21 protein-coding genes are annotated in these 24,223 nt (G+C 42.7%); 9 read left to right on the top strand and 12 right to left on the bottom strand.

Annotated elements, in window-relative coordinates; all coding sequences use genetic code 11:
• Positions 1 to 359: 359 nt before the first annotated feature.
• From CXF86_RS02710 to CXF86_RS02690, 5 genes are all read right to left on the bottom strand, one after another.
• Entirely contained in the window at positions 360 to 794 is a 435-nt protein-coding gene (locus CXF86_RS02710) for a DUF4426 domain-containing protein (RefSeq protein WP_101090404.1), read from the bottom strand.
• Between the two features lie 83 nt (positions 795 to 877).
• A complete protein-coding gene (yggU, locus tag CXF86_RS02705; RefSeq protein WP_101090403.1) occupies positions 878 to 1,165 on the bottom strand; it encodes a DUF167 family protein YggU in 288 nt (95 codons plus the stop codon).
• Entirely contained in the window at positions 1,165 to 1,713 is a 549-nt protein-coding gene (locus tag CXF86_RS02700; protein ID WP_101090402.1) for a YggT family protein, read from the bottom strand. The genes yggU and CXF86_RS02700 overlap by 1 nt, the downstream gene beginning before the upstream one ends.
• Before the next feature lie 35 nt (positions 1,714 to 1,748).
• Complete coding sequence (gene proC, locus CXF86_RS02695; protein WP_101090401.1) at positions 1,749 to 2,567, bottom strand: pyrroline-5-carboxylate reductase; 819 nt, start codon at positions 2,565 to 2,567, stop codon at positions 1,749 to 1,751.
• Between the two features lie 140 nt (positions 2,568 to 2,707).
• The gene (locus CXF86_RS02690) at positions 2,708 to 3,412 is read right to left on the bottom strand and encodes a YggS family pyridoxal phosphate-dependent enzyme (RefSeq protein ID WP_101090400.1); all 705 of its coding nucleotides are present in this window, start codon (positions 3,410 to 3,412) and stop codon (positions 2,708 to 2,710) included.
• A gap of 35 nt (positions 3,413 to 3,447) precedes the next feature.
• Here CXF86_RS02690 and CXF86_RS02685 point away from each other — a divergent pair, with 35 nt between their 5' ends.
• From CXF86_RS02685 to hemH, 3 genes are all read left to right on the top strand, one after another.
• Positions 3,448 to 4,485, top strand: a complete 1,038-nt coding sequence (locus CXF86_RS02685; RefSeq protein ID WP_101090399.1) for a type IV pilus twitching motility protein PilT — start codon at positions 3,448 to 3,450, stop codon at positions 4,483 to 4,485.
• A gap of 14 nt (positions 4,486 to 4,499) precedes the next feature.
• Positions 4,500 to 5,612, top strand: coding sequence for a PilT/PilU family type 4a pilus ATPase (locus CXF86_RS02680; RefSeq protein WP_101090398.1), 1,113 nt, complete (start codon positions 4,500 to 4,502; stop codon positions 5,610 to 5,612).
• A gap of 214 nt (positions 5,613 to 5,826) precedes the next feature.
• Positions 5,827 to 6,840 (top strand): ferrochelatase, encoded by a 1,014-nt coding sequence (gene hemH / locus CXF86_RS02675; RefSeq protein ID WP_101090397.1) that lies wholly within the window; start codon positions 5,827 to 5,829, stop codon positions 6,838 to 6,840.
• A 91-nt stretch (positions 6,841 to 6,931) separates the two neighbouring features.
• On the opposite strand, the gene CXF86_RS02670 is transcribed toward hemH, so the two are convergent.
• The 5 genes from CXF86_RS02670 to CXF86_RS02650 form a co-directional block, all read right to left on the bottom strand.
• Positions 6,932 to 7,321 (bottom strand): DUF3192 domain-containing protein, encoded by a 390-nt coding sequence (locus CXF86_RS02670; RefSeq protein ID WP_101090396.1) that lies wholly within the window; start codon positions 7,319 to 7,321, stop codon positions 6,932 to 6,934.
• Between the two features lie 111 nt (positions 7,322 to 7,432).
• Positions 7,433 to 8,197, bottom strand: a complete 765-nt coding sequence (gene xni / locus CXF86_RS02665; RefSeq protein ID WP_102038287.1) for a flap endonuclease Xni — start codon at positions 8,195 to 8,197, stop codon at positions 7,433 to 7,435.
• Positions 8,194 to 9,546: a nucleotide 5'-monophosphate nucleosidase PpnN gene (gene ppnN, locus CXF86_RS02660; protein ID WP_101090394.1), complete on the bottom strand. Its 1,353-nt coding sequence runs from the start codon at positions 9,544 to 9,546 to the stop codon at positions 8,194 to 8,196. Before ppnN ends, xni begins: the two co-directional genes overlap by 4 nt.
• Before the next feature lie 77 nt (positions 9,547 to 9,623).
• On the bottom strand, positions 9,624 to 11,180 hold the full coding sequence (locus tag CXF86_RS02655) for a GGDEF domain-containing protein (protein ID WP_101090393.1): 1,557 nt from the start codon (positions 11,178 to 11,180) through the stop codon (positions 9,624 to 9,626).
• A gap of 119 nt (positions 11,181 to 11,299) precedes the next feature.
• Positions 11,300 to 13,468 (bottom strand): tetratricopeptide repeat protein, encoded by a 2,169-nt coding sequence (locus tag CXF86_RS02650; RefSeq protein WP_102038286.1) that lies wholly within the window; start codon positions 13,466 to 13,468, stop codon positions 11,300 to 11,302.
• A 129-nt stretch (positions 13,469 to 13,597) separates the two neighbouring features.
• On the opposite strand from CXF86_RS02650, the gene CXF86_RS02645 reads away from it, so the two are divergent.
• A complete protein-coding gene (locus CXF86_RS02645; protein ID WP_102038285.1) occupies positions 13,598 to 15,403 on the top strand; it encodes a M61 family metallopeptidase in 1,806 nt (601 codons plus the stop codon).
• Positions 15,404 to 15,473: 70 nt separating this feature from the next.
• Here the strand turns inward: CXF86_RS02645 and rdgC are convergent, their stop codons facing one another.
• Positions 15,474 to 16,385, bottom strand: a complete 912-nt coding sequence (rdgC, locus tag CXF86_RS02640) for a recombination-associated protein RdgC (protein ID WP_101090390.1) — start codon at positions 16,383 to 16,385, stop codon at positions 15,474 to 15,476.
• A 290-nt stretch (positions 16,386 to 16,675) separates the two neighbouring features.
• Between rdgC and CXF86_RS02635 the strand changes: the two genes are divergently transcribed.
• From CXF86_RS02635 to CXF86_RS02620, 4 genes are all read left to right on the top strand, one after another.
• Positions 16,676 to 17,626: a porin gene (locus CXF86_RS02635; protein WP_102038284.1), complete on the top strand. Its 951-nt coding sequence runs from the start codon at positions 16,676 to 16,678 to the stop codon at positions 17,624 to 17,626.
• Between the two features lie 183 nt (positions 17,627 to 17,809).
• Positions 17,810 to 18,499: a phosphate regulon transcriptional regulator PhoB gene (gene phoB / locus CXF86_RS02630; RefSeq protein WP_101090388.1), complete on the top strand. Its 690-nt coding sequence runs from the start codon at positions 17,810 to 17,812 to the stop codon at positions 18,497 to 18,499.
• A 69-nt stretch (positions 18,500 to 18,568) separates the two neighbouring features.
• Entirely contained in the window at positions 18,569 to 19,891 is a 1,323-nt protein-coding gene (gene phoR / locus CXF86_RS02625; RefSeq protein ID WP_101090387.1) for a phosphate regulon sensor histidine kinase PhoR, read from the top strand.
• 190 nt (positions 19,892 to 20,081) lie between these two features.
• Entirely contained in the window at positions 20,082 to 21,053 is a 972-nt protein-coding gene (locus CXF86_RS02620; protein WP_101090386.1) for a PstS family phosphate ABC transporter substrate-binding protein, read from the top strand.
• 78 nt (positions 21,054 to 21,131) lie between these two features.
• On the opposite strand, the gene CXF86_RS02615 is transcribed toward CXF86_RS02620, so the two are convergent.
• Positions 21,132 to 22,016 (bottom strand): collagenase, encoded by an 885-nt coding sequence (locus tag CXF86_RS02615; RefSeq protein ID WP_102038283.1) that lies wholly within the window; start codon positions 22,014 to 22,016, stop codon positions 21,132 to 21,134.
• 138 nt (positions 22,017 to 22,154) lie between these two features.
• On the opposite strand from CXF86_RS02615, the gene CXF86_RS02610 reads away from it, so the two are divergent.
• A complete protein-coding gene (locus CXF86_RS02610) occupies positions 22,155 to 23,945 on the top strand; it encodes a M1 family metallopeptidase (RefSeq protein WP_102038282.1) in 1,791 nt (596 codons plus the stop codon).
• The last annotated feature ends 278 nt before the right edge of the window (positions 23,946 to 24,223 follow it).

Below are 24,223 nucleotides of genomic sequence, written 5' to 3'. Positions count from 1 at the left end.
GTTGCGGAAGGTATCGCTAGAATCCAGAAATTAAACTATCGATGCTGATATGACTAAAACTGCCGAAGGCTATATAGCCAAAAAAACTTCAAGCGGCAGGATTCAGTATGTCGATACATGACCGCGTTCTAGGCCGTTAATGACTGCTGCATTCCCGATATATCCACGGTCTGTGGTGGTATTTATCAAGAATGTATTTAGACATATGTTGCTTCTTGTCTTGCTCTAAGGAAACGTTGAAGTGAGTAGGTTGAAGTCGTTTAAGTATAGAAAATGTAGTGGTGTGCTGTAGTTATATGCAAGGGCGCTGAAATAATGAGGGCATTTTCGCCCTCATATTTAATGCAATTGGTATAGCGTTACTCTACATAAAATTTTTGCTTAAATTTAAGTTGTGTATTGAGCTTCGAGCCATGTTTTAAAGCAATGTTGAAGTTGATCTCTTGATCATCTCGATAAGGGACTTCTGCAATATAGTAGATAGAGTCGCCTTCACGTATCTCTCTAAATTTCAATTCAACACGTGCATCAAGTAAGTTATTGGCTATGCCGGTAATTTCAACAGGCACCGCAGGGTTACCGTCTACATTCGTATCTAACACCGAAATATTTAAGATCCCAGTATAGCTACTGCGTTTAATACCGTAAGACTTGGCAATACTGGGTGTTAAAAAGGTGCTACTTAGGGCTACGTAATGAATATCGTAGTTGCCGACTTTTTGTTTTTGCTCAGCAAATGCGCTACTGATGAGGCACAAACTTAGCAATAAAATGGCTGTTAGAGAGCGGAACATATGGGCTTTCCTTAGGTGATAGCTTTGTTACTAGTATAGAACTTAAGTGCGATAAACGCCTTAAACTTCTTATAAGTATACGGTTACAAAAGGTTTTGTATTGCTGGTGGTATCAACCTAGGAGAGTGGATTAAAACTTGTTTGTGTCGGCCCATCAGGCCTTTGAGTATCGTTATATCACCCTTAGGCACTTTGAATGCTTTAGAGAGGAACTTGGTTAGGTGCGCGTTGGCTTTTCCGTCAACAGGTGGTGCGGTAATCGCTATTTTGAGCTCTTCACCATGAAGTCCTACAATTTGATCACGACTCGCTTTGGGTTGGATATAAAGCTGAAGCAGCAGGTTTCCCTGCTGCATCGTTATTGCTACCACTATACGTTGGCCCAGTATGGTACATATTGGGCGAGCAAGATATTGAGGAAATTAAGCACTATCATCACCACCAGTAATGACAAGTCTAATCCACCCATTTGGGGCAACATACGGCGTATAGGGGCCAATAGAGGTTCAGTAAGCTGACTCATTACCATCTCAATTGGATTTTGTCCTTGGCTTACCCAGCTTAATATTGCTCGTAAAATAAGCATCCAAAATAGCAACACACCTGCTTCTTTAAACACCGACACTAAAGAGATAAGTAAAATATTAGGTACGTCTAGCGCTGCACCTGCCATCAAGGTTAGCAGAACAAATTTTAAGATAACGACCGTGATCGCCAGGACAAATGACGCGCTATCAAAATTGCCGAACGATGGGATCACGCGTCTTAGAGGACCGACAATGGGGTGAGTGGCTTTAACAATAAACTGGCTAAAGGGGTTATAAAAATCGGCACGAGCGAATTGTAACCAGAGCCGTAAAATGACCACCATCAGGTATAAATCGAATACTGTACTTACTAGAAAACTAAATGCATTCATTTGTTTACTCTACTTTTCACGTTAAATAAAAGGAATTAATACTGTTTTGCCATCTCTTGAGCCCGCGCAATACAATTTGTCATTGCATTATCGACTAGCGCTCTTAAATTTCCCTCTTCAAACGTTGCCACAGCTTGCGCCGTAGTGCCACCTTTTGAAGTTACATTCTCTCGTAATTGCGCCAAACTTAAGTCAGGATTTTGTTTGGCCATCAATGCAGCACCTAATGCCGCTTGTTGCGCCATTTCTCTTGCGCTAGCTTCCGGCATCCCCCCCTTTACTGCGCTTGCAACCATAGATTCTAGAAATAGAAAGAAGTATGCCGGTGAGCTTCCTGCTAATGCTATCACCTGATTTAAGTCATCTTCTTTGTCTACCCAAATAACCTCGCCACCGGTTGCCATGAGCGTCTCGCACAAGCTTTTGTTGTCGGCGGAGATATCATCACCAGCAAACAAACCTGTTAAGCCTACACCTATCTGAGTAGGGGTATTAGGCATAGTACGTATTAATTTGATCTCTTGCTTGAAAAAGTCACTATAACGCTTGGCTGTCACGCCTGCAGCAATAGTAATAATTAATTTAGTTGAAAGATCAAGGCCACTTAATTGCTCGCCAACCTGCTGCATTAAGTGAGGCTTTACACCCAATACGATGACATCGGCCGTCGCAGCGGCGCCAACATTATCGTTAGTCACCTTAATGCCGAAATCCTTGTTAAGCGCATCTAGCTTTGGTTGACTTGGATTTGAAGCTGTAATGCTCTCAGGGGCATAACCACTGTTAATTAAACCACTAATGATACTGCGGGCCATATTACCAGCACCAATAAAGCACACTTTCTTTTGTGACATTGAGTTCTCTTTTTATTTTCGTTAGGACGACACATTATCTATAGCAACCTTTTAAAGGTTACATCACTTAATATTTGGGTTAAGCCTGTCAAAACCAAGTTTTAATGCATTAAATAATATTCATTTATTGTGTCCGACTTTTAATCTGTTTTTGGATAATCACGAGCACCAAAAATAGCACTACCAATTCTTACGATGGTTGAGCCGTGGGCTACCGCTAATTCCAAATCGTTACTCATGCCGACTGACAAAGTATCTACACTCGGGTATCGCTCTGACAATAATGCATATAGTTTTTGTAATGCTGCGAGTTCCGATGTTGCGGTGATAATGTCGACATTGGCAGACGGTATCGCCATCAATCCGCGTAAGTTCAAATTGGGTAAGGCGTTGATCTGTTCAGCAAGGGAAAATACGTCAGCTCCGCTAACGCCTGACTTATTTGCTTCTTGACTGATATTGACCTGAATACAGACATTTAACGCAGACATCTTTGCCGGACGCTGTTCATTTAACCGGATCGCAATTTTTTCACGCTCAACGGTATGCATCCAATCAAATAAACTCGCGACCACTTTTGTTTTATTGGATTGTAAGGGGCCGATGAAGTGCCACTCTATGTCGGGGTAATCCGTGCTTAGGCTAGTGACCTTCGCTTCCCCTTCCTGCACGTAGTTTTCACCAAAACGTCTTTGGCCTGCAGCATAGGCCTCGATTATTTGGCTATTGGGCTTGGTTTTACTCACGGCTAACAGCTGCACATCTGTAGGATTTCGTGATGAATTTTGTGCCGCCTGATTAATCCTGTGCTGGGCGAGCGCTAGTCTGTCTGTTATTGTTGTCATGTTGTATATTTTTGGTTGAATGGATATCCCAAACTATGGAAATCACAGAATTACTTGCCTTTAGTGTAAAGCACAATGCATCAGATCTACACCTTTCTGCGGGGGTTTCTCCTATGATCCGTGTCGATGGTGAAGTTAGGAAGATCAATCTTCCTGCTTTAGACCATCAAGGTGTTCACAGTCTTGTGTACGATATAATGAATGATAAGCAGCGAAAAGATTATGAAGAGCACCTTGAGATAGATTTTTCGTTTGAAGTGCCAGGTCTTGCACGCTTTCGTGTCAATGCGTTTAATCAGTCTCGTGGTTCGGCTGCGGTATTTCGTACCATCCCCAGCGATATCTTAAGTCTTGAGCAACTTGGCGCCCCTGAAATCTTCAAACAAATAGCGAGTTTCCCTCGAGGACTGGTACTGGTAACAGGTCCAACTGGCTCTGGTAAGAGTACTACGCTGGCGGCTATGGTTGATTACGTAAATGAAAATCGCCATGACCACATATTGACGATTGAAGACCCAATAGAATTTGTGCATCAAAACAAGCAATGCTTGATTAACCAACGTGAGGTGCATCGTCATACTCACAGTTTTAATGCGGCGTTGCGCAGTGCATTACGTGAAGATCCGGATGTTATTTTAGTGGGTGAGATGCGAGATCTTGAAACGATCAGACTGGCGATGACAGCAGCTGAAACCGGTCACCTTGTATTTGGTACTTTGCATACCACCTCAGCCGCTAAAACGATTGACCGTGTGGTTGATGTGTTCCCTGAGGGAGAAAAAGGCATGGTGAGAACGATGTTATCGGAATCACTGCAAGCCGTTATTTCCCAGACTTTGATTAAAAAAGTCGGTGGTGGCCGTGTGGCAGCTCATGAGATTATGATGGGGACGCCAGCCATTCGTAACTTGATCCGCGAAGATAAAGTGGCACAAATGTACTCAGCGATTCAAACGGGCATGGCGCATGGTATGCAAACACTGGATCAGTGTTTGCAGAATTTGGTTAATCGCGGTCAAATCACCCGTGAAGATGCCATGCTCAAGAGTTCAAACAAGCAAACCAATTTTTAAACGGATAAATACTTATGGATGTGCGTCCCTTTTTAAAGGCAATGACTGAGCGTAAAGCGTCAGATCTGTTTATTACGGCAGGCTTTCCACCTAGTGCAAAAATTGATGGTGAATTACGTTCATTGAGCGAGAACAAATTTAGTCCGGCACAGGCATTAGATTTTGTTGAGTCATTAATGACCGATGTGCAAAAAGTGGAGTTTCATCAATCTCGCGAGTGTAACTTCGCTTTCGCCGTTAAAGATCTAGGCCGCTTTCGTGTTAGCGCCTTTTGGCAAAGAGAAGCTCCGGGTTGTGTCATGCGTCGTATTGAGACACAAATTCCTGACATGGATGACTTAATGTTACCGCCAATTCTAAAAGATTTGGTCATGGGTAAGCGTGGCTTAGTCATTATGGTTGGTGGAACGGGTACTGGTAAATCAACGTCTCTAGCCGCGCTTGTTGGTTATCGAAATGCCCATGCTCGCGGGCATATCTTAACCATTGAAGATCCGGTTGAATTTGTTCACGATCACCGCAAAAGTATCATCACTCAGCGTGAAGTTGGCATCGATACTGAATCCTTTGACGCGGCGCTTAAGAGCTCATTACGCCAAGCGCCAGATGTGATTTTGATTGGCGAGATCCGTAGTCAAGAAACAATGGAATTTGCATTGTCCTTTGCCGAAACGGGTCACTTGTGTATGGCAACATTGCACGCCAACAATGCTAACCAAGCTCTCGACCGTATTATGCACTTGGTTCCAGAGAGCAAACATCATCAATTGTTGTTCGATTTGTCGCTTAATTTACGTGGAATCGTTGCCCAGCAACTCGTGCCTAAGAGTGATGGTACTGGCCGCCGAGCCGCGATTGAAGTGCTCATTAACACGCCGCGAGTGGCCAGTTTGATTGCTAAGAATGAGCTGCACTTATTAAAGGAAACCATGTCCAAGTCGAATGAACAAGGCATGCAGACTTTCGATCAGGCATTGTTAAAACTCTATAGTGATGGTGAGATTAGCTACGCTGATGCACTGCATCATGCTGATTCACCGAATGACTTACGCTTAATGATTAAGTTGCAAAGTTCGGATACTGCCAGCTCAAGCTCAATGGATGGCGTAACACTCAACCTAGATTAACTGATAGGGTTTGAGTTTTTTACCTCATTAACGTTTGTCTAAGATTAAGCTGGCAATAGTTTGTATTGGCAGCTTTTTTATGCAAAATACTGATCTATAAGTTGGCTTGAACGTAATAGTTACTCAATCGGGTATGACCGCTGCTCCAAGGGCTAAATATTAGCCAGTAATATCGTCGATTAACATATTCACTATCAAGGTTTAAGGAGTTCTCTTGGCAAAGTTTTCAGGATTAACTAAGGATGTAGGTCATAAAAAGCGTGGGAAAACGGGTGTGTTGTTAATGAACCTAGGAACACCCGATGAGCCAACGGCTTCAGCTGTAAGGCGTTACTTAGCAGAGTTTTTAGCTGATCCTCGAGTGGTGGAGATCCCAAGATTGGTTTGGATGATTATTCTGCATGGAATTATTTTGCGTGTAAGACCGGCTAAGTCAGCCGCTTTATACCAACAGGTTTGGACCAAAGATGGTTCACCATTGATGGATATCACTAAACGTCAAACACAAAAATTGTCTCAGTATTTTGAGCAAGCAGGCGAAGATGTCTCGGTGCAGTTCTGCATGCGTTATGGACAACCTTCGGTATCGACAACATTACAACAAATGCATAAAGACGGCGTAGATAAGTTGGTGGTCTTGCCGCTATACCCACAGTATGCCGCACCAACCACTGCATCTGCTTTTGATGCTATAGCTAAAGAGCTGACGACTTGGCGCTACTTGCCTGCGTTGCACTTTATTAATACATATCATGACAACCCTGACTTTATTGATGCGTTAGCGGCTTCTATAACTCGGGACTTTGAGCTTAACGGTCAACCGCAAAAGCTCGTTTTGTCTTACCATGGCATGCCTGAACGTAATCTTCATCTTGGCGATCCTTACTACTGTTTTTGTATGGTTACCAGTAAGTTGTTAGTCGAAAAGCTGGGCTTGACTGAAGAGCAGTACATTACGACGTTCCAATCGCGATTTGGTAAGGCTAAATGGCTAACGCCATATACTGATGCCACTATGGCGTCTTTACCCGCTAAAGGGGTTACAGATATCGCGGTAGTGTGTCCGGCTTTTAGTGCTGATTGCCTTGAAACGCTTGAAGAGATCGCGGGAGAGAATAAACACATATTTAAGGACGCGGGAGGGGAGCAGTTTAGGTATATAGCAGCACTTAATGATAATGATGACCATATCCACATGATGGCTAATATTGTTAAACCTTACCTTTAAACCTCGCTTTTAAGTACTTATTACAACATCGGCAAGTTCCGAGAGGAACTTGCCGATGTTATTCTTTCAGTAGTGTTCTGTTAAAACGGGCTTATAAGCTATCTATTTGGCTGGTCAGATATTGCTGGTAAGTCTCTTCACCCCAAGCAACAAGCTGTCCTTGTTTAAACAGCAGAGGAGTGCACTCTTCTTTGGTTGTTTCACCGTCTGATTCTTTATGTTGAGTGCGGTAAAATAAGATCTGTAGATTCTGCTGATTAGAGATTTTAGCTTCACTAAAGTCAGCTTTACCAAAGATGCTTTTAACTTCAGCGATGCTTTGTCCGATAGTGATTTCTGTCATTTTAGCTCTATTGTAAGCCTGCCTATCTTCCCAATCCATTTCATCTGGAGTTGGGTCATAAGACACCATAATGACCGCAACAAAGGCAATGTAGGCAACAAAAATAGATCCAATGATTACGGGGACTTTGGATTTCATCTGTACTCGGGTTCCTTGATAGGCAATTCCAATAACGTAATACGATACTATGCAAAGTAATGGGCGTAAATGCTAATAAGGTAACTTTTTGTTAACAGTTGTAAGTTTTAGTTAATTAGTTTTCGGTAGCCTAAATTGCTTTAGGTTTGCATTTAAAGGCATATCTAATTGAAGTTGCACTAGTTTATAGCTTAGTCGGGCCATTTCTCTGCCATCTTCAAGCTTTTTAGCTTGTTTAGTGCCAACCTGTTCGATTGAGCTATATATATTAGCCAGTGAGCGAAATATCTTTAGCAATTCAACGGCGGACTTAGGACCAATACCTGGCACTCCAGGAATTTTATTGCCACTGTCACCGGCGAGCGCCAAATAATCAATAAATTGCTTGTGTTCAACACCTAGCTTTTGTTCCATGGCTTCAACCGTCATATATGTTTGATTGAAGTGATCCCACTGCTTGATATTAGGATGATTTAATTGGCAAAATCCTTTATCGGTTGACACTATAATGGCTTCGCCGCCAATGCTGACGAGCTTAGTCGCCAAGGTGGCAATAACATCATCGGCCTCCGACTCGGCATTAAGTGAGGCAATGTTATGTTCCGCAAGAAACGCTTTAATATCGGCAAGACCGTTGGACAATGCTTCAGGCATTGGCTTACGGCCCTTTTTATAGCCTTCGTATAGTGATTTGCGCCATGATAATGCATTACCGTCCCATACTATCGCTACGTGAGATGGTTGGTGATACTTTATTAGCTTTTTACAAGCGCCATTAACGCGCTCTTTTAGGCCGTTGATATCTGATTCGTTGGGTTGAGCGGCGTGGATCCGCCGCACTAAGTTCATGCCATCTAAAATTAAAAATTTATTCATTTCATTATTTTATAACAGGGAATATAAGCACTTCCCGGTAACTTCATTCGTTGTTGTGAAACAAAAGCGTTAAGTAGATTATCCATTAACGCCATGAGTTTTGGATCCCCCTTAATTTCAAAGGGGCCGCGCTGGTCAATTATCTTGATCGTTTCCATTTTGACATTACCGGCAACAATACCTGAAAAAGCCTTTCTCAAGTTTGCCGCCAGTTCTGCTTTGTTCGATTGGTCGTGTAAATCTAAATTACTCATCATTTCATGAGTTGGTTCAAAAGGTAGTTGAAATTCAGGTTCGATTTTCAAAGACCACTGATATTGATAGGAGTCGCCGTTGTCCTTACGGAAGGTCTTAATCTTCTCCATCGCTTCTTTTTGAATACGAGCAACCTTTGATGGATCATCAATCACAATTTGATACTTACTTTGTGCTTCCGGTCCTAGCGTTGCAGCAATAAATTCATCAATGCGTAAGAAATACTCTTCACTCTCTTTTGGCCCGGTTAACACGAGTGGGAAGGGGATCTCTTGATTATGTTTATTGAGCAAAATACCCAGTAAATAGAGCAGCTCTTCTGCGGTACCCGCTCCGCCAGGAAAAATAATGATCCCGTGCCCCAGCCTAACAAATGCTTCGAGTCGTTTTTCAATGTCAGGCAGAATCACCAACTCGTTGACGATTTGATTTGGGGGTTCAGCAGCAATAATACTCGGCTCTGTAAGACCTATATATCGAGCGTGGTTTACTCTTTGCTTTGCATGGCCAATGGCAGCGCCTTTCATCGGGCCCTCCATTGCACCAGGGCCACAACCGGTACAAATATCTAACTTACGTAATCCAAGCTCATAGCCCACTTCACGGGTATATTGGTATTCAATCGGATTGATGCTATGTCCTCCCCAGCAGACAACAATATTGGGGTCGAGCATCGGCATTGTGCGAGCATTACGTAAAATGTCAAAAACCACGTTAGTGATGTGACTCGCGTTGGTTAAATTGATGTGTTTTAGGTTGTCGTATTTATCATAGATATAGACGATGTCGCGTAGCACTGAAAATAGGTGCTCTTGTATACCAGAGATGATTTCGCCATCGACAAAGGCTTCTTGTGGCGGATTGGTCAATTCAATCTTAATGCCGCGCTCTCGCCTTAAGACATTAATATTAAAATCACTGAACTGATTGAAAAGACTTTCCGCATTATCGCTTTGCAAGCCAGAGGCTAATACTGCAAGCGAGCAACTGCGGTAGAGCTGATAAAGCTCACTTTTTGCGTTCTGTTTGAGTCTGTCAACTTCGAGTTGTGAAAGCTGATCTAAGCTTCCTCGGGGACTAATTTTCACTATCATAGCAGCTCCTTAGCAGTGATAGATTAACTGTCCTTTAAAGAAAAGTGGCGGTAAAAATACCTCTCGCCGAGGACAGTTTATGAATCAATAATGACTCTATCTCTGCTTTCATGTTTAGCTTTATACAGCGCGGCGTCAGCTCGTTCAAAGGTTTCACTGATGAGCTCATTTTCAATAATTTGTGCAGCGCCTATAGATACTGTAACTGTAATTCTCTGATTTTTAAACTTAAAAGGAATACTTTTTACTTTTTCTCTTACTCGGTCAAGTAAAGGCTTAATGTCATTCTCACCAATGTCTGGGAGTAAAAATACGAACTCTTCACCGCCGTAACGGGCAACAAATTCAGTATCTCTTAAAGAACTTTTTAGCGCCATAGCAATCACTTGCAGTGTTTTATCACCCGTGCTGTGGCCAAAACTATCGTTGATTGTTTTGAAATGATCGATATCGGCAACGGCGACCCATAGTGGTTGTTGAGTGCGTTTGTAATTACGATACTCAATGTCCATGCGCTCTTCAAGTGCTGCACGGTTGGGCAGTTGAGTGAGTGAGTCGAGCAGATTCAGCTTTTGTTGTTCAAACAAGCGCTTTTTATAGGTTTCGGTTTCTTTACTTAGCTCGTTTAGCTCGCGGCGCAGCGCTTCAACAGATTGTCGTAATTGGATCTGCTCTCTGTTCTCTAGTGCTTCTTTACGGCTGAGTGCGGTTCGTAATGCTAATAGTTGCTCTGTTACTTGTGTTTTTAGGTGATCGATATCATTAGTTTCAGCAACCGACTCGTCAATATTATCGACTTGATTATTGATCTCACCATTCAGTTTTTTAGCAACTTGAAAGCTTTTTACCGAATGCGTGTAGGAGTCTGTTACCACCTCGCGAACATTACTTAATGCACCGTTGAGTATGTATAAAAACTCTTGCGATGCCGTTTTTTCTTTCGCGATATTATCGAGTAATAGGCTAAGTACAACTTGATAGGCGTTTAATAAGGTGTCGAGTTCAAAATCTTCAGTTAATGACAGTTTTATCGACGAAATTTGTTCTCGTTGCTCTTTTCTAAACTCTATTTCCGATAGCATCAATGCCAGCTCGTGGGCTGATTGACGATGTCTTGGTAACACTTCAAATTGTTCGCCAAGACGGAGCTGCTCGTTAAGGATCTCATCGTAGAACTGGATGATTTTTTCTACTTTTGGAATGTAATCCCAATAGGTATGAAATGGTTTTACGAGCTCTTTTTTGAAATAGGAGATCTCTTTCTTGAGTTTTGTTGGCAGAGACTCAATGCGTTGAATTTGGCTGACGATATTAGATAAGGAGCTACGGCTCTCTTCAAGCTGCAACATGACGTGGTTATATTGTTGCTTTAATACGCCTTCAACGTCGTTTAGGTCGGTTATGGCGTTATCAATCTGACTAAAGCGGCTTAATTTGTGCCGAAGTTTAGCGAGTTTGTTGTCCAATTCAATGTTCTGGCCTTTGCACGCTAAGCTCAGCTGGCTAATAAACTGCAGAAGGAGCTGAAGCTTTTTATTTTGGTCTTCATTCATATCATCAAGGGCTTGCCTTGCTGAATAGAGCTTTTGCTGTAATACGCTTAGCTGTGAGGTGCTGGCGACGGCATCCTTCATTTATTTAGCTCTTCCTTTATCAACCGTACATACTCGAATTATGACTTTAGTGCTTATTTTAACAGTAGTTAGTCTAAAGCGGAATAACCATCACTCGAGCATGGGCTTCATTTGTGTCGTTAACTCAACTCGGCGGCCAAATCGACATTTTGATGGCTCTTCCACCTTGGCCAAACAATATCACCCTTGATGCCGTTGGTCTCTATTTTGATGATGCCACGGATAATGCTTTTTTCAATATTGAGATATAGCGGCGGTTCAAAGATACCTGAAGATGCAAAATTGAGCGGCTTTAGGGTGACATAGTAATTTTGTTGGTTACCTAAGGTGATCGCTGCCGATAGCATCATCTGTAACGTACCGAAGTGCTGCTCAGCTGAAATTTTGAGTGCTGGATCGGCGAGCAAAGGCAGGTTTAGCAGCCCCATGTGCAAACAAGTGTCACCATAGTTATCATTTAAGGCGTTTTTTATGTTGCTCAGTAGTGTGTCGGGGGCCACTTTTATGTCAAAGCTCAAGAGAAAAAGCCCTGGTCGAACAATATAGACTTGGCAATTTAAAGCCCCTGACAGTGAGTCTATCTGCTGTTTATTCATTTTTGCATTACATGAATAACCTTGGGCTAGATCTGAATTTAACTGTTCTGTTAATGATATTAAGGCGAGCGTTTTAAATGTATTGCTGTAATCAGTGAAATCTTGAATGAAAGCAGAGTAATTGCTTGTTTTAGTGAATGGGTCCAAGCTGCTGTTCTGTGTTAATTTAGTGCATTTCGCTGTTAAGCTGTTCTTAATTCGCCACAGATAAATAGACATAATTGAGGTTAACGCGAGTGCCAATAAACAGAAAATCAACATTAAACGATTAGTTGATAGCAAGCCCTCTTGTCTCTGTAAATCGTTATCTTTTTGGTTAATGTTAAGCTTTGCTTTTTGTAATTGAAATAATAGCTTAGCTTGCTGGTCATCGTTGACCTCATTGCCGTCTTTGGATCGCAAATTAAGGATCTTGTTAATATTGTGATATGCCTGTTCAAACAACCCAAGGTGCTGTTGCGCGGCTGAAGTTAAGGTAAGTGCTTCTATAAGCTCATCGTCAAGCTTCATTTTTTCTGCTATACGAGTCGCGGATTCGGCGTACTTTAATCCAGGCTCCCAATCGGAGATACTGTTAAACACTTCGGCAAGTAAAAGATGATTATAAACTAAATAGTGATCGCTATTACGAGAGCTAAAAATGGCGCTTGCACGTAGTAGATTAGAAATGGATGTTTTGGTATCTCCAATTTTAAAATAGGCTTCACCTAGATTATGTAACGTAAGCGCTTGGCCGATGTAATTGCCGAGTCTGGCATCAATTTGTTGGGCATTTAAGTAGTAATCAATCGCTTTATACCATTGCTCTTGTTCACCATAGGTCATTGCTATCACCGTCATGCTGGCGGCGACATAAACCTCTTTACCGAGGCGTTGGTATATTGCCGAGGCTGCAGTGGCGTAGCGTAAGGCATCATCCCAAGATTTGAGTGAACGATAGACTCGGGCTAATTGCATTTGAATATGCGCATCTTGAGTTGGGTTTTCATCTGCCTTGGTATGTTTTATCGCTTCAGAGTAATGCGAAAGTGATTTTCCATACTGACCTTTTTTATAGTAATACTTCCCCAGCACTGATTCTGCATGAGCGATCATGTAGGGGTCTGCAATCTCAAGTGCAACTGCTTGAGCGCTTTTGAGGTGGGCTAGTGCAGATTCGTCTTCTCGTAACATCATGTGCATAACACCAATGTTTTCATGCAGGGTAAACCGTAATACTTGTACTTTCACACTCTGGTTAGCGGAAAGTACTGTGATTGCTTGTTGATAAAAAGCGATAGCTGATTTGAAATCTTGTTTAGTTTTTCCTATATAGCGGCCGTTAAGCATGAGGATATAACTTTTATCAAAGTCATTGTCTGCAACAAGTTCTAATTGGTCGATTAATTTTCTAGCTACAGTGTAACGGTCGTCATTTTTGGTTGATAAATCTAACGATAGTCTTGCTAATAGTTGCAGCTCAAATTTAAGATCGGCAAGCGAGAGTCCATTTTTCATCGCATAACGATTAAGCGCTTCTTTGTTGGTGAAATCTGGGAGTGTGGGTAAATTATTATTGATTGATTGGCGTAAACTATTGGGAGATTCTCTAAACTTATGCTCTGTATCAACGTCATTTCTGGCTATCGCATGAGCGCAGTTGCTTATACAACTGAACAATATAATCAATAAAAGGGTCAACACACTGCGCATGGGTAGGTCATTCCTTGCTCTAAGCTTAAGTTCAAGAGCTATATCTTTTTGTTATTTTAATTGGTGTAATCAAGTCAAATGTTATACTTTTCGACTTAATGAAAACAATAATAACAGAAGGAAGCGAGAGTGAAACCAGTAGTTCCCCTAATCTTAACTTTTAGCGCATTAATTTCTCCAGTAGCCATTGCAGACGTTGATTACTCAATAGATTTATCAAATCCACAGCACCACTTAGCCAAAGTGGAGGTGGTTTTTCCTGCAACAAAGTCATCAGCCTTAGTCGTTAATTTACCCGTTTGGCGTACCGGTAAGTATGAAGTACTGCCACTTGCAGATTCGGTGCGATTTTTCACTGCAAAAGACGCCGCCGGCGATACACTGCCTTGGAGCAGAACGGCAAGTGGTGAGTGGACCGTTGCACTTGATAAACCAACAGCCGTCACGGTTTCATATCAGCTCTACGCCAATAAGCTTGGGCAACGGGTCAATCATATTGATGCTTCTCATGCTTTCCTCGATGCCAGTGGCACTTTTGTTTATAGCCCGCAGTTTAGGGATGAGCCTATCCATGTCAGCCTAGCAGTTCCTTCTGCTTGGAATAGTTATTCTGGTATGAATAGTGGACCAACGAACCACAGCTTTACGGCGGCTAATTACGACATATTAGTCGACTCTCCTATCGAAACCGGGATCAGTGAATACCGAGAATTTAAGGCAGATGGCAAGCAATATGAGTTAGTCATTTGGGGTGAAGGTAATTACGATATCGACAAGATGGTTGATGATTTAACTAAACTAAGTGGCCAAGCGGAGGTCATTTGGGATGATTATCCCTTCGAACGTTACGTCTATATGGTGCATGCCACTAGTGGCGCTCGTGGTGCAACTGAGCATTTGAACTCGACCATTATTCAACGTCCACGCTTTAGTTATCGTGATCGTAAGGACTACCTTGGTTTTATAAAGACGGCTTCGCACGAGTTTATTCATACTTGGAATGTAAAAGCATACCGTCCTGAAGGGTTAGTTCCCTATGACTATCAGGAAGAGGGGATCACTCAGCTGCTTTGGATGGCAGAGGGCTCAACAAGTTACTTTCAAAGCCAATTGTTGCTCCGTGCTGGCGTGATGACCGCGAAGGAGTTCTTCGAAGATTTGGCGAAGCGTGTTGCACAAAGCGAGAAAACTCCGGGTAGAGAAGTGCAGTCTGTTGCAAGTGCGAGTGCCAATCAATGGGCAAGTACCGGCGGAGATTATGCCGTAAACCATAGTACTAACATATACTCTGAAGGTTATTTAACCTCGCTGGCACTGGATTTCTCTTTACTCGATGAAACCAAGTTGGAGCGTTCATATCGCGACGTGCATCGTGAGCTCTATCAGTCGCACCGCATTCCGGCGGGCTACAACGTTGCTGATGTAAAAGCCATTTTGAAAAATGTCTCGGGAACGAGCTACGAAAAGTGGTGGCAGGAGCATGTTAACTCACCTATTAGTTTAGATTTCGACACTATGTTAGACCAAGCTGGTTTAACGGTGGGTTATGGAGACGATGCTAAGTCTGAACCTTTTGTAGGTGTCACACTTGAATCTAATAGCTTAGTGCTTTCACGCGTACTGCGTAATGGACCCGCATGGAACGCTGGTATTGTGCTCGGCGATGAAATTGTGGCTATTAATGGCTTAAAAGTCACAGCTGCTGGGTTTGAGTCACGTATTAAGGACTTTAAAGCGGATGGCAAGATAAAGGTTACTCTGTTTAGTAATGACAGACTTAAAGAGATAGAGCTTGCGCTAGGTGAACAACAGAGCGGTAAATTGGCGATAAGTAGTGTTGAAAAACCGAGCCGTTCTCAAAAAGCATTTTTCAAAGCTTGGTTAGGCATTGATTGGCCGTTCGATAAAGAGGGTAAATTAAAGGCTGCTGAGTAATAGCTGCTATATTTAAAAAGTAAAAAGGCGCCTTAGGCGCCTTTTTGTTACTGCAATATCAGTCGTTAACTTAAATACTGTCTTCGAGTCCACCGAGGGAATCGACTACAGAATTAACTAAGGCGATTAACTCGCTACTCATTAAGGCAAAATCGGCATCAAGACGCGCCATCGGATCTTCATCACCAACATCATCATTGCCTGCTCTAAACTCTTCAGAGAATTTAAGACGCTTAATCGCAGCATCTGATTGAAGAAGAAAGGCGATGGATTGACCAAAATGCAGTGCTAGCTTATGTACTTGCTTACCGACTTCGATATGCGCTAATACTTCATTTTCAGTTAAATCTTGCTGCTTAAAGCGAACAATACCGCCCTCGTCAGAATCACTCTTTAGCTCGGCTTCATCTTGCATTTCAAAAGCGGCAGGTGTTTTACCTTCTTTTAACCACTCTGTTAACTGTGTTTCAATTGGCGTTTTAAAGCTAATTGGAATGATAGGTAAAGTGCCAATGGCCTTACGAAGCAAAGCCATAAGCTCTTCTGATTTAGCTGCGCTTGAACTGTCGACCAAAACCATCTGGATTTCAGGCAATATAAGCGCGCGAATTTGGCTACGACGAGAAAAGGCTCTTGGTAAAAGAGTCATGATGATCTCATCTTTTAGCGCATCTTTCTCTTTTTTGGCAAGCTTGCGACCATCTTCAGATTCAAGCAGAGCCACTTTATCTTCTAAGGCTTCTTTAATTACTTGAGCAGGTAGAAGCTTCTCCTCTTTAGTCGCGCAGATAAGGTGTCTGTCTGCAGCGGTATGGACCAAAGAATCGCCATGCTTGCCGAGGGCATTAGAAAACCCAAACTTACTGACATCTTGGCTTGAGCATGGAGAGAAGGTGAAGTCTTCCAGTGATTTTTCCATTGATTCAGTGTCAACAGAGAAAGGCTTGTTAAAGCGGTATACAGTTAGATTTTTAAACCACATAGATTAATGCTCAGTCAAAATTAAAGCCGCAGTGTAAGGCATTGTCAGGTTCTGGTAAACCGCCTAGGCATGTTCTTATTCGACAGCTTTGTCACATTTAACCAAACTGTCATATTTCTCATTTTGCTCCTGAAAGCCCCAATTCTAGGGGCTTGCCCTTGTCGAGTTAACATTTATCAAACAATTTCAATTCGATTTAGCGTTTGCTGAAATAAAAATGCAACAAACTATCTTCATTATGACGCTCGTCCAAACCAATAACCAAGACGCATAAACGTCGAAAGGATTAAATGATGAACGTTTTTTGTAAAACTCTACTGGCTTCTGCTCTTGCTACTGCAACTCTTGCTTCTGCCCACGCTGCAGAACCACTAACAGTTTACGGTAAGCTAAATGTGACAGCACAGTCTAATGATGTAAATGATGAAGCCACGACTACGATTCAATCTAATGCTTCTCGTTTTGGTGTTAAAGGTGCTTTTGAACTCAGCAGTGACCTTGAAGCTTTCTACACCGTAGAATATGAAGTAGATACAGGCGATGACGTTAAGGAAAACTTCAAAGCACGTAACCAATTTGTTGGTCTTAAAGGCAGCTTTGGTGCTTTCTCTGTTGGTCGTAACGACACCATGCTTAAAGTATCTCAAGGTAAAGTTGACCAGTTCAATGACCTTTCAGGTGATTTGAAAAACTTGTTCAAAGGTGAAAACCGTATTGAACAAACAGCAACTTACCTAACGCCTTCTTTCAGTGGCTTTAAAATGGGTGTGACTTACGCTGCTGAAGGTGCTAGTTCACAGTATGCTCAAGATGGCTTCAGTGTTGCAGCGATGTACGGTGATGCAAAACTTAAAAAATCACCGGTTTACGCCTCTGTAGCTTATGATTCAGATGTAAAAGGTTACGAAGTTGTTCGCGCCACAGTGCAAGGTAAAATCGCTGGCTTTAAGTTAGGCGGTATGTATCAGCAGCAAGAAGAGACTTATGAGAAAGACGGTACACCAACAGTCGGCGGCGAAAGCAAAACCGGTTACCTCTTTAGTGCAGCGTATACTATCGATGCAGTGGTATTAAAAGCACAGTACCAAGATATGGAAGATAAAGGTGATTCATGGTCTTTAGGCGGTGATTACAAACTAGGTAAACCGACAAAACTATTCGCTTTTTACACTAATCGTTCATATGAAAAAGTTGAAAATGATGACAAATACTTTGGTGTTGGTCTAGAACATAAGTTCTAAGTCACGCTTAGGTTTTTTAAAAAGGAGGCTTCGGCCTCCTTTTTACGTCTTAAAGTTAACTAAATCGTTTAGCTTTATGACAATAATTTACTTTATTATGGCAAAATGTCATGTCATTTAATATTAATGTAATAAAACTGACCAATAATAGGCCCATAGAAATTCACTGACAGAAGATCGATTATGACAGCAAGGATACTGATAGTTGAAGATGAGTTAGCGATTCGCGAGATGCTAACTTTCGTGTTAGAGCAACATGGCTTTACCACAACGTCGGCTGAAGATTACGACTCAGCACTGGATATGTTAACAGAGCCCTATCCCGATCTTGTTTTACTTGATTGGATGTTCCCAGGTGGCAGTGGTATTCAATTAGCTAAGCGATTACGTCAAGATGAATTTACCCGTCATATTCCAATTATCATGCTGACGGCTCGTGGTGAAGAGGAAGATAAAGTGAGGGGCCTTGAAGTGGGCGCCGATGACTTTATTACGAAACCTTTTTCTCCTAAAGAGCTGGTTGCGCGTATTAAGGCGGTATTACGCCGTGCCGCACCAACATGTCTTGAAGACCCCATCGATGTGCAAGGATTACAATTGGACCCTGTAAGTCATCGTGTCACCGTTGGTGAACAAGTATTAGACATGGGCCCGACAGAGTTTCGTTTATTACATTTCTTTATGACCCACCCAGAGCGTGTTTACAGCCGTGAACAGCTGCTTGATAATGTTTGGGGCACCAACGTATATGTTGAAGATAGAACGGTTGATGTGCATATTAGGCGTTTACGCAAAGCGGTGACTGAATCAGGGCATGATCGCCTTATTCAAACTGTTCGTGGCGCTGGCTACCGTTTCTCAACGAGACTTTAGTTCAATATCTCATAGGCATAAGATAGCTTTTCCGTTATCTTATGCTCAGCTCTCCCATATGGTCGGTCTATGTTTGATTCATATTCTGGGTATCGTCTAATTTCTCGATTGGTGATCTATCTACTGCTTTGTTTAGTGGTTGGTTTGCTGGTTAATGAAGTCTTTTGGATACTTTTACTCGGTTGTATCTGTTTACTGTTTTGGAATTACCGTCAGCTTTCACGGCTTAACTATTGGCTGTGGCATGACCGCCGCTTAACACCGCCGAACGGCAGCGGTAGTTGGGAAGGGGTATTTAACGGTATCTACCGCTTACAGGGCAAAAACCGTAAACGCGTATCTCAACTCGCATTTCTACTCGGCCGCTTCAGGCAGGGCGCTGAAGCACTTCCTGATGCTGCCGTCGTGCTCGATGCTGAGCACAATATACTCTGGTGTAATAAACTCGCGCAGCTGTTATTAGGTTTTGTCTGGCCGCAAGATAATGGCCAGCGAATTGATAACCTTATCCGTCATCCTGATTTTTCTAATTACTTAAAAGATGCTGAATACCAAGAGCCTTTAGAATTAGCGGCCCCCCTGTCTGAAGGGCGCTTATTAGAGATTCGGATCATGGGCTATGGCTCTGGCCAATTACTACTGATTGCACGAGATATTACTCGGGTGCGTCAACTGGAGGGGATGCGTAAAGAGTTTGTCGCTAATGTATCACACGAGCTAAAGACGCCTTTAACTGTGCTGCAGGGCTATTTGGAAATGATGCAGTCCATGGCGGAGCCTGACTCTCCCAATATTAAAGCGATGGAGCAGATGCAACAGCAAACCACGCGTATGCGTTCTATGGTTGAGCAGTTACTCGCGTTATCAAGAATTGAGGATGCCGGGGATGTAAACCTCGAAGTTAAAGTGAACATGTCATCGATGATGGACATACTGCATGACGAGGCACTCGCGTTAGCACAAGATCAGTATCAGGTAAGTCTTTATTGTGAGCCAGGGCTTGATATGTATGGTAATGAGGTACAGCTACGAAGTGCTTGCACAAACCTTATCTCCAATGCGATTCGATATACAGAACCTGGTGGGACTATCGATATTAGCTGGCGGAAGATTGCCACTGGCGGACAATTTAGTGTGCGTGACAGTGGTGAAGGTATCGCAGCGCAACATATTAGCCGCTTAACGGAACGCTTCTATCGGGTTGATAGTGCGCGCTCAAGACAAAGTGGTGGTACAGGTTTAGGCCTTGCGATTACTAAGCATGCGCTGAATCATCACCAGAGCGAGCTTATGGTATCAAGCCAGTTAGGTAAGGGCAGTACATTTAGTTTTGTTATTCCGCCTAACCTGATTGAGTTTACGGTGCCTGAGGCTCTCACTTCAGCCGACTGAGGGCGATAAGCTAAAATTAGATGACATAAAAACAGGCGCTTAGCCTGTTTTTTTATATTACCGCTATTAACTTGTCAAAAATACCCGCGTTGTCATCCAAGTGTCACGTTACAGTAATAGACTTGTCATCATAGAAGTTAATACTGACAGCGTTTTAAGAAACCATGATATTTAAACACTGGAGCAAAGAATGAAATTGAAACAACTTGTTGGCGCAGTAAGCTTAACTGCAGCGACTGTATTTTCTGCAGCATCAATGGCTGCAATCGACCAGTCTTTACCAACTTATGAAAAAACAAGTGGTGTGTCTGGTAACTTATCGTCTGTTGGTTCAGATACTTTGGCTAACATGATGACGCTATGGGCTGAGGATTTTAAACAACTGTACCCTAACGTGAATATTCAAATTCAAGCAGCGGGTTCTTCTACTGCGCCGCCAGCATTGACTGAAGGTACTTCTCAGTTCGGCCCGATGAGCCGTAAGATGAAGCCAAATGAAGTTGAAGCATTCGAAAAGCACTACGGCTACCAGCCAACAGCGATTCGTGTTGCAATCGATGCGTTAGCAGTGTTTGTGCATAAAGATAACCCAATCAAAGGCATGAGCATGGAGCAGATCGACGGTATCTTCTCTTCTACTAAAAAGTGTGGCGGTGATGATGTTAAGCGTTGGGGTGATGTTGGCCTAACGGGTAGCTGGTCTACACGTGACGTACAATTATATGGTCGTAACTCAGTATCTGGTACTTACGGTTACTTCAAAAAGAAAGCGCTTTGTAAAGGCGACTTCAAAGCTAACGTTAATGAGCAACCCGGTTCAGCTTCAGTAGTGCAGTCGGTATCTCAATCACTCAATGCGATTGGCTACTCTGGAATTGGTTATAAAACAGCAGGCGTAAAAGCGGTTGCGATTTCTAAGAAAGGCACCAATTACATCGCTGCTTCACCTGAAAATGCGGCAAGCGGTAAGTACCCACTATCACGTTACTTATATGTTTATGTGAACAAGCATCCTAACAAGGCACTTGCGCCAATGGATCGTGAGTTCATCCGCTATGTACTGTCACTGCAAGGACAGCAAATCGTAGAGAAAGACGGTTATGTTGCACTTCCACGCAGCGTTATTGCTAAAGATTTAGAGAAAGCCGGTATCCGTCTTTAAACTCTAATCTAGCAAGATAGACCTAAAAAGGCCTCATTAAGAGGCCTTTTTTGATGGTGATATAAACGGTAATCGTAACTAATTTTTTTCTGTTAGGTCTGTTAACCACACTTGAAACTCATCATCCATACTGGTTCCCCATTGGCTCACTAATGCTTGGTATCTCGGGTAATCACCTTTACGTGTAAAAGTCAGCATCTCATCAATCTTGTCTTTATGGTTTTCAAGCATAAAGCGCACCGCGAGATAGCCCCAACGGTACACTCTATCGCCACCGCCATTACGCTCATAACTGGTATTAAATAAATCACTTAAGACTAAGTTTTTATCGCCTATGACCTTGATGGCCTTTGGGTTGTCATCGCCAAGAGATATGTATTCGGCAACTCCTTCGCTCCACCAAACAGTATGAGGATACAAAGGAGCGGGTTTCGGGCAATATTCTGGCGCACTATGTGAGTCATGCAGTGATGCACAAAAATCGCCGTAAAGGTTAAAGCGACCATCGAGATAATGCACATACTCATGGGCGAGGTTCCAAACTTGGCCTTTTTTCTCATAGGCAACAAACTCTGCTTGATTGCCATCTACCCAAGGAAAGCCCTCTAGGTACATGCCGCCGTTATCACTAGGAACATCAAAGTGAGCGGTCACATTGGCTATATAATCTTCTCTGGAATGGTAAACATTAGCCCGCATACTGTGGTTGTTGTCGTTGGCTACAGGCTTATTCAATGTGCCGAACAAAAGGTGAAACTTAGCTTCCTGTGTTTGCAGTAATAAGCATGCAGACTCAATTTGTTGTGACGTTAATGCTTGAGAACGAATTATGATAGTGTCACTACAGGCATAATTTTGACTGAGTACAGTATTAAGGTCCTTGGCCGACTCGGCAGCAGCAAGCTGCGGTGTTATAAGTAGAGGACTGAGCAATAAAGCGAGTGTAAGGTGTTTATTTTTCATGGAGGGTTTCTCTCATTTTTATATTTGCATACAATATCCGCAAGTGTTCCATTTAAACTTATTCAAGTCAATCTCATCTACATGGATGAATTATGGCTAAAATACCCTCAAAGATTCAGTGACTAAAAAGGATATGCCGTGTTAGAGCCCTGGGATAATAGCCGTGACTACCATTCATTCGCCAATACAGAGCAAGTTTGTGTTAAGCACTTATCATTGATGTTAGATGTGGATTTTGCATCTAAACAATTGACTGGGCTGGTGGAACTCAAGCTTACATTTTTAGATAACGACACTCGTGAATTGATGCTCGACCTGCGTGATATCACCATCTTTAATGTGACCACCGGGGCAGATCAACAGCTAGAATACGCCATCGACAAAGAAGACGAGATCTTAGGTCAACGCTTATGCGTAAAATTAGATCCGTCTGTCAGCAGTGTCAAAATACATTACGCTACATCGCCAGCAGCGCAAGGCTTGCAGTGGTTAACGCCCGCTCAAACAAGTGGCAAGCAACTGCCGTTTCTTTTTAGTCAATCTCAACCCATTAATGCTCGTAGCTGGATCCCACTGCAAGATACACCAAAGGCTAGAATTACCTTTGATGCGGTGATCAACGCACCTAAAGGCATGCGAGCGGTAATGAGTGCCATGAATGATGCCAATGTTGCGCTTGATGGTCGCTTTAGCTTCACCATGGAAAAAGCGATGCCGACTCACCTGCTTGCCATCGCCGTTGGTGATCTGGCTTTTGGTCGATTAGGAGCACGTACCGGAGTTTATGCCGAGCCTGAGGTTGTCGAATCGGCAATCGCTGAATTTGAAGACACCGAGAGCATGGTTGAAGTGGCTGAGTCCTTGCTTGGCCCCTATCCTTGGGGCCGTTATGACATGCTCGTTTTGCCACCCAGTTTCCCATTTGGTGGAATGGAGAACCCGCGACTCGCTTTTATGACGCCAACGTTAATTGCTGGTGATAAAAGCCTAGTGTCTACTGTTGCTCATGAGTTAGCGCACTCTTGGACCGGTAACTTGGTCAGTAATGCGACTTGGCGTGACTTATGGCTAAACGAGGGCTTCACCACATACTTCACTAACCGTATCGTCGAAAAAGTCTTTGGTAAAGAGTTAGCTGAACTTGAAGTTGTGCTTGAATACGGCCGACTAAAAGAAGCCATTGAGTCTACTGCACTGCAGGCACAAACCTTGCCTGCCAATATGCAAACTCAAGATCCAAACGAAGCTTTTAATCGCTTCACTTATGACAAAGCATCAATGTTCGTACACGACTTAGAAAAAAGGCTTGGGCGTGAGTCTTTTGATACATTTCTTTATGATTATGTGCAAGCGTTTGCTTTTGAAGCGATAACAACGGAAACCTTCGTTGAGTATGCTAAAAAGACCTTATTAGTTGAGCATGCAGATTCAATAACTGAAGCTGACTTATTGGGTTGGATCTACGGCGAAGGTATGCCGGAATGGTTTACCGCACCCACTTCAAATAGCCTAGATAAAGTGAACGTTGCACTCGCTGCATTCACATCGGGTTGTCTTGCGACAGAGTTAAATACCCTTGGCTGGTTAGTACACCATTGGCAGTACTTTTTGGCTAACCTACCGTTGGTGATTACACACACGCAACTGAGCGATCTTGATAACGTCTTTTCATTGACAGTTTCGACTAACGCAGAGATCGCATGTGATTGGTATAAGGTCGCTATTCGTAACGGCTATACTGCGGTATTGCCAGCGGTAAGTGACTACCTCGTTAAAATAGGTCGGGGTAAACTTGTCAGGCCTCTCTATGCTGAATTACTCAAAGCGGGATTTACAGCTGAGATTAAAAATATCTACGCGCTGGCACGTGATGGTTATCATCCGTCAATAGCTGTGATGCTAGATATTCAGCTTGAAGATGTTCGTTAATGGGAAAAAAAATGGCAACCCAAATGGGTTGCCATACAATATGTTTCTCAGGAGTTAAACAAGTCAATGCGCTAGCGAAACTGTTAACTCCAATGGCAAACCTCAACAGGAGTGCCCAAGGGAATGATGATGAACAATGAAACTAAAAGCTAAGCCAACTGATGAAATTCACTTAACGAGAATCGGTTCATATAGTGAGAGTCGCTTATTTCAAATTAGTTCCCAAATGAAGGGATTTTATTGCATTTTATTTCACTTCTTTCTCTTGGCTTAAACTG

This window comes from Shewanella sp. GutCb (genome assembly GCF_002836135.1).
Taxonomy (GTDB): Bacteria; Pseudomonadota; Gammaproteobacteria; order Enterobacterales; family Shewanellaceae; genus Shewanella.
The sequence above is the reverse complement of the archived record's forward strand: the minus strand, read 5'-3'. Positions and strand labels throughout refer to the sequence as shown.

Bases quoted from the DNA above. Each gene is read 5' to 3' on its own strand.
- proC (WP_101090401.1), bottom strand. From the start codon at position 2,567: ATGTCACAAAAGAAAGTGTGCTTTATTGGTGCTGGTAATATGGCCCGC.
- rdgC (WP_101090390.1), bottom strand. From the start codon at position 16,385: ATGTGGTTTAAAAATCTAACTGTATACCGCTTTAACAAGCCTTTCTCT.
- CXF86_RS02710 (WP_101090404.1), bottom strand. From the start codon at position 794: ATGTTCCGCTCTCTAACAGCCATTTTATTGCTAAGTTTGTGCCTCATC.
- CXF86_RS02620 (WP_101090386.1), top strand. From the start codon at position 20,082: ATGAAATTGAAACAACTTGTTGGCGCAGTAAGCTTAACTGCAGCGACT.
- phoR (WP_101090387.1), top strand. From the start codon at position 18,569: ATGTTTGATTCATATTCTGGGTATCGTCTAATTTCTCGATTGGTGATC.
- CXF86_RS02650 (WP_102038286.1), bottom strand. From the start codon at position 13,468: ATGCGCAGTGTGTTGACCCTTTTATTGATTATATTGTTCAGTTGTATA.
- ppnN (WP_101090394.1), bottom strand. From the start codon at position 9,546: ATGATAGTGAAAATTAGTCCCCGAGGAAGCTTAGATCAGCTTTCACAA.
- CXF86_RS02670 (WP_101090396.1), bottom strand. From the start codon at position 7,321: ATGAAATCCAAAGTCCCCGTAATCATTGGATCTATTTTTGTTGCCTAC.
- phoB (WP_101090388.1), top strand. From the start codon at position 17,810: ATGACAGCAAGGATACTGATAGTTGAAGATGAGTTAGCGATTCGCGAG.
- CXF86_RS02615 (WP_102038283.1), bottom strand. From the start codon at position 22,016: ATGAAAAATAAACACCTTACACTCGCTTTATTGCTCAGTCCTCTACTT.
- CXF86_RS02690 (WP_101090400.1), bottom strand. From the start codon at position 3,412: ATGACAACAATAACAGACAGACTAGCGCTCGCCCAGCACAGGATTAAT.
- xni (WP_102038287.1), bottom strand. From the start codon at position 8,197: ATGAATAAATTTTTAATTTTAGATGGCATGAACTTAGTGCGGCGGATC.
- CXF86_RS02685 (WP_101090399.1), top strand. From the start codon at position 3,448: ATGGAAATCACAGAATTACTTGCCTTTAGTGTAAAGCACAATGCATCA.
- CXF86_RS02635 (WP_102038284.1), top strand. From the start codon at position 16,676: ATGATGAACGTTTTTTGTAAAACTCTACTGGCTTCTGCTCTTGCTACT.
- CXF86_RS02700 (WP_101090402.1), bottom strand. From the start codon at position 1,713: ATGAATGCATTTAGTTTTCTAGTAAGTACAGTATTCGATTTATACCTG.
- CXF86_RS02680 (WP_101090398.1), top strand. From the start codon at position 4,500: ATGGATGTGCGTCCCTTTTTAAAGGCAATGACTGAGCGTAAAGCGTCA.
- CXF86_RS02655 (WP_101090393.1), bottom strand. From the start codon at position 11,180: ATGAAGGATGCCGTCGCCAGCACCTCACAGCTAAGCGTATTACAGCAA.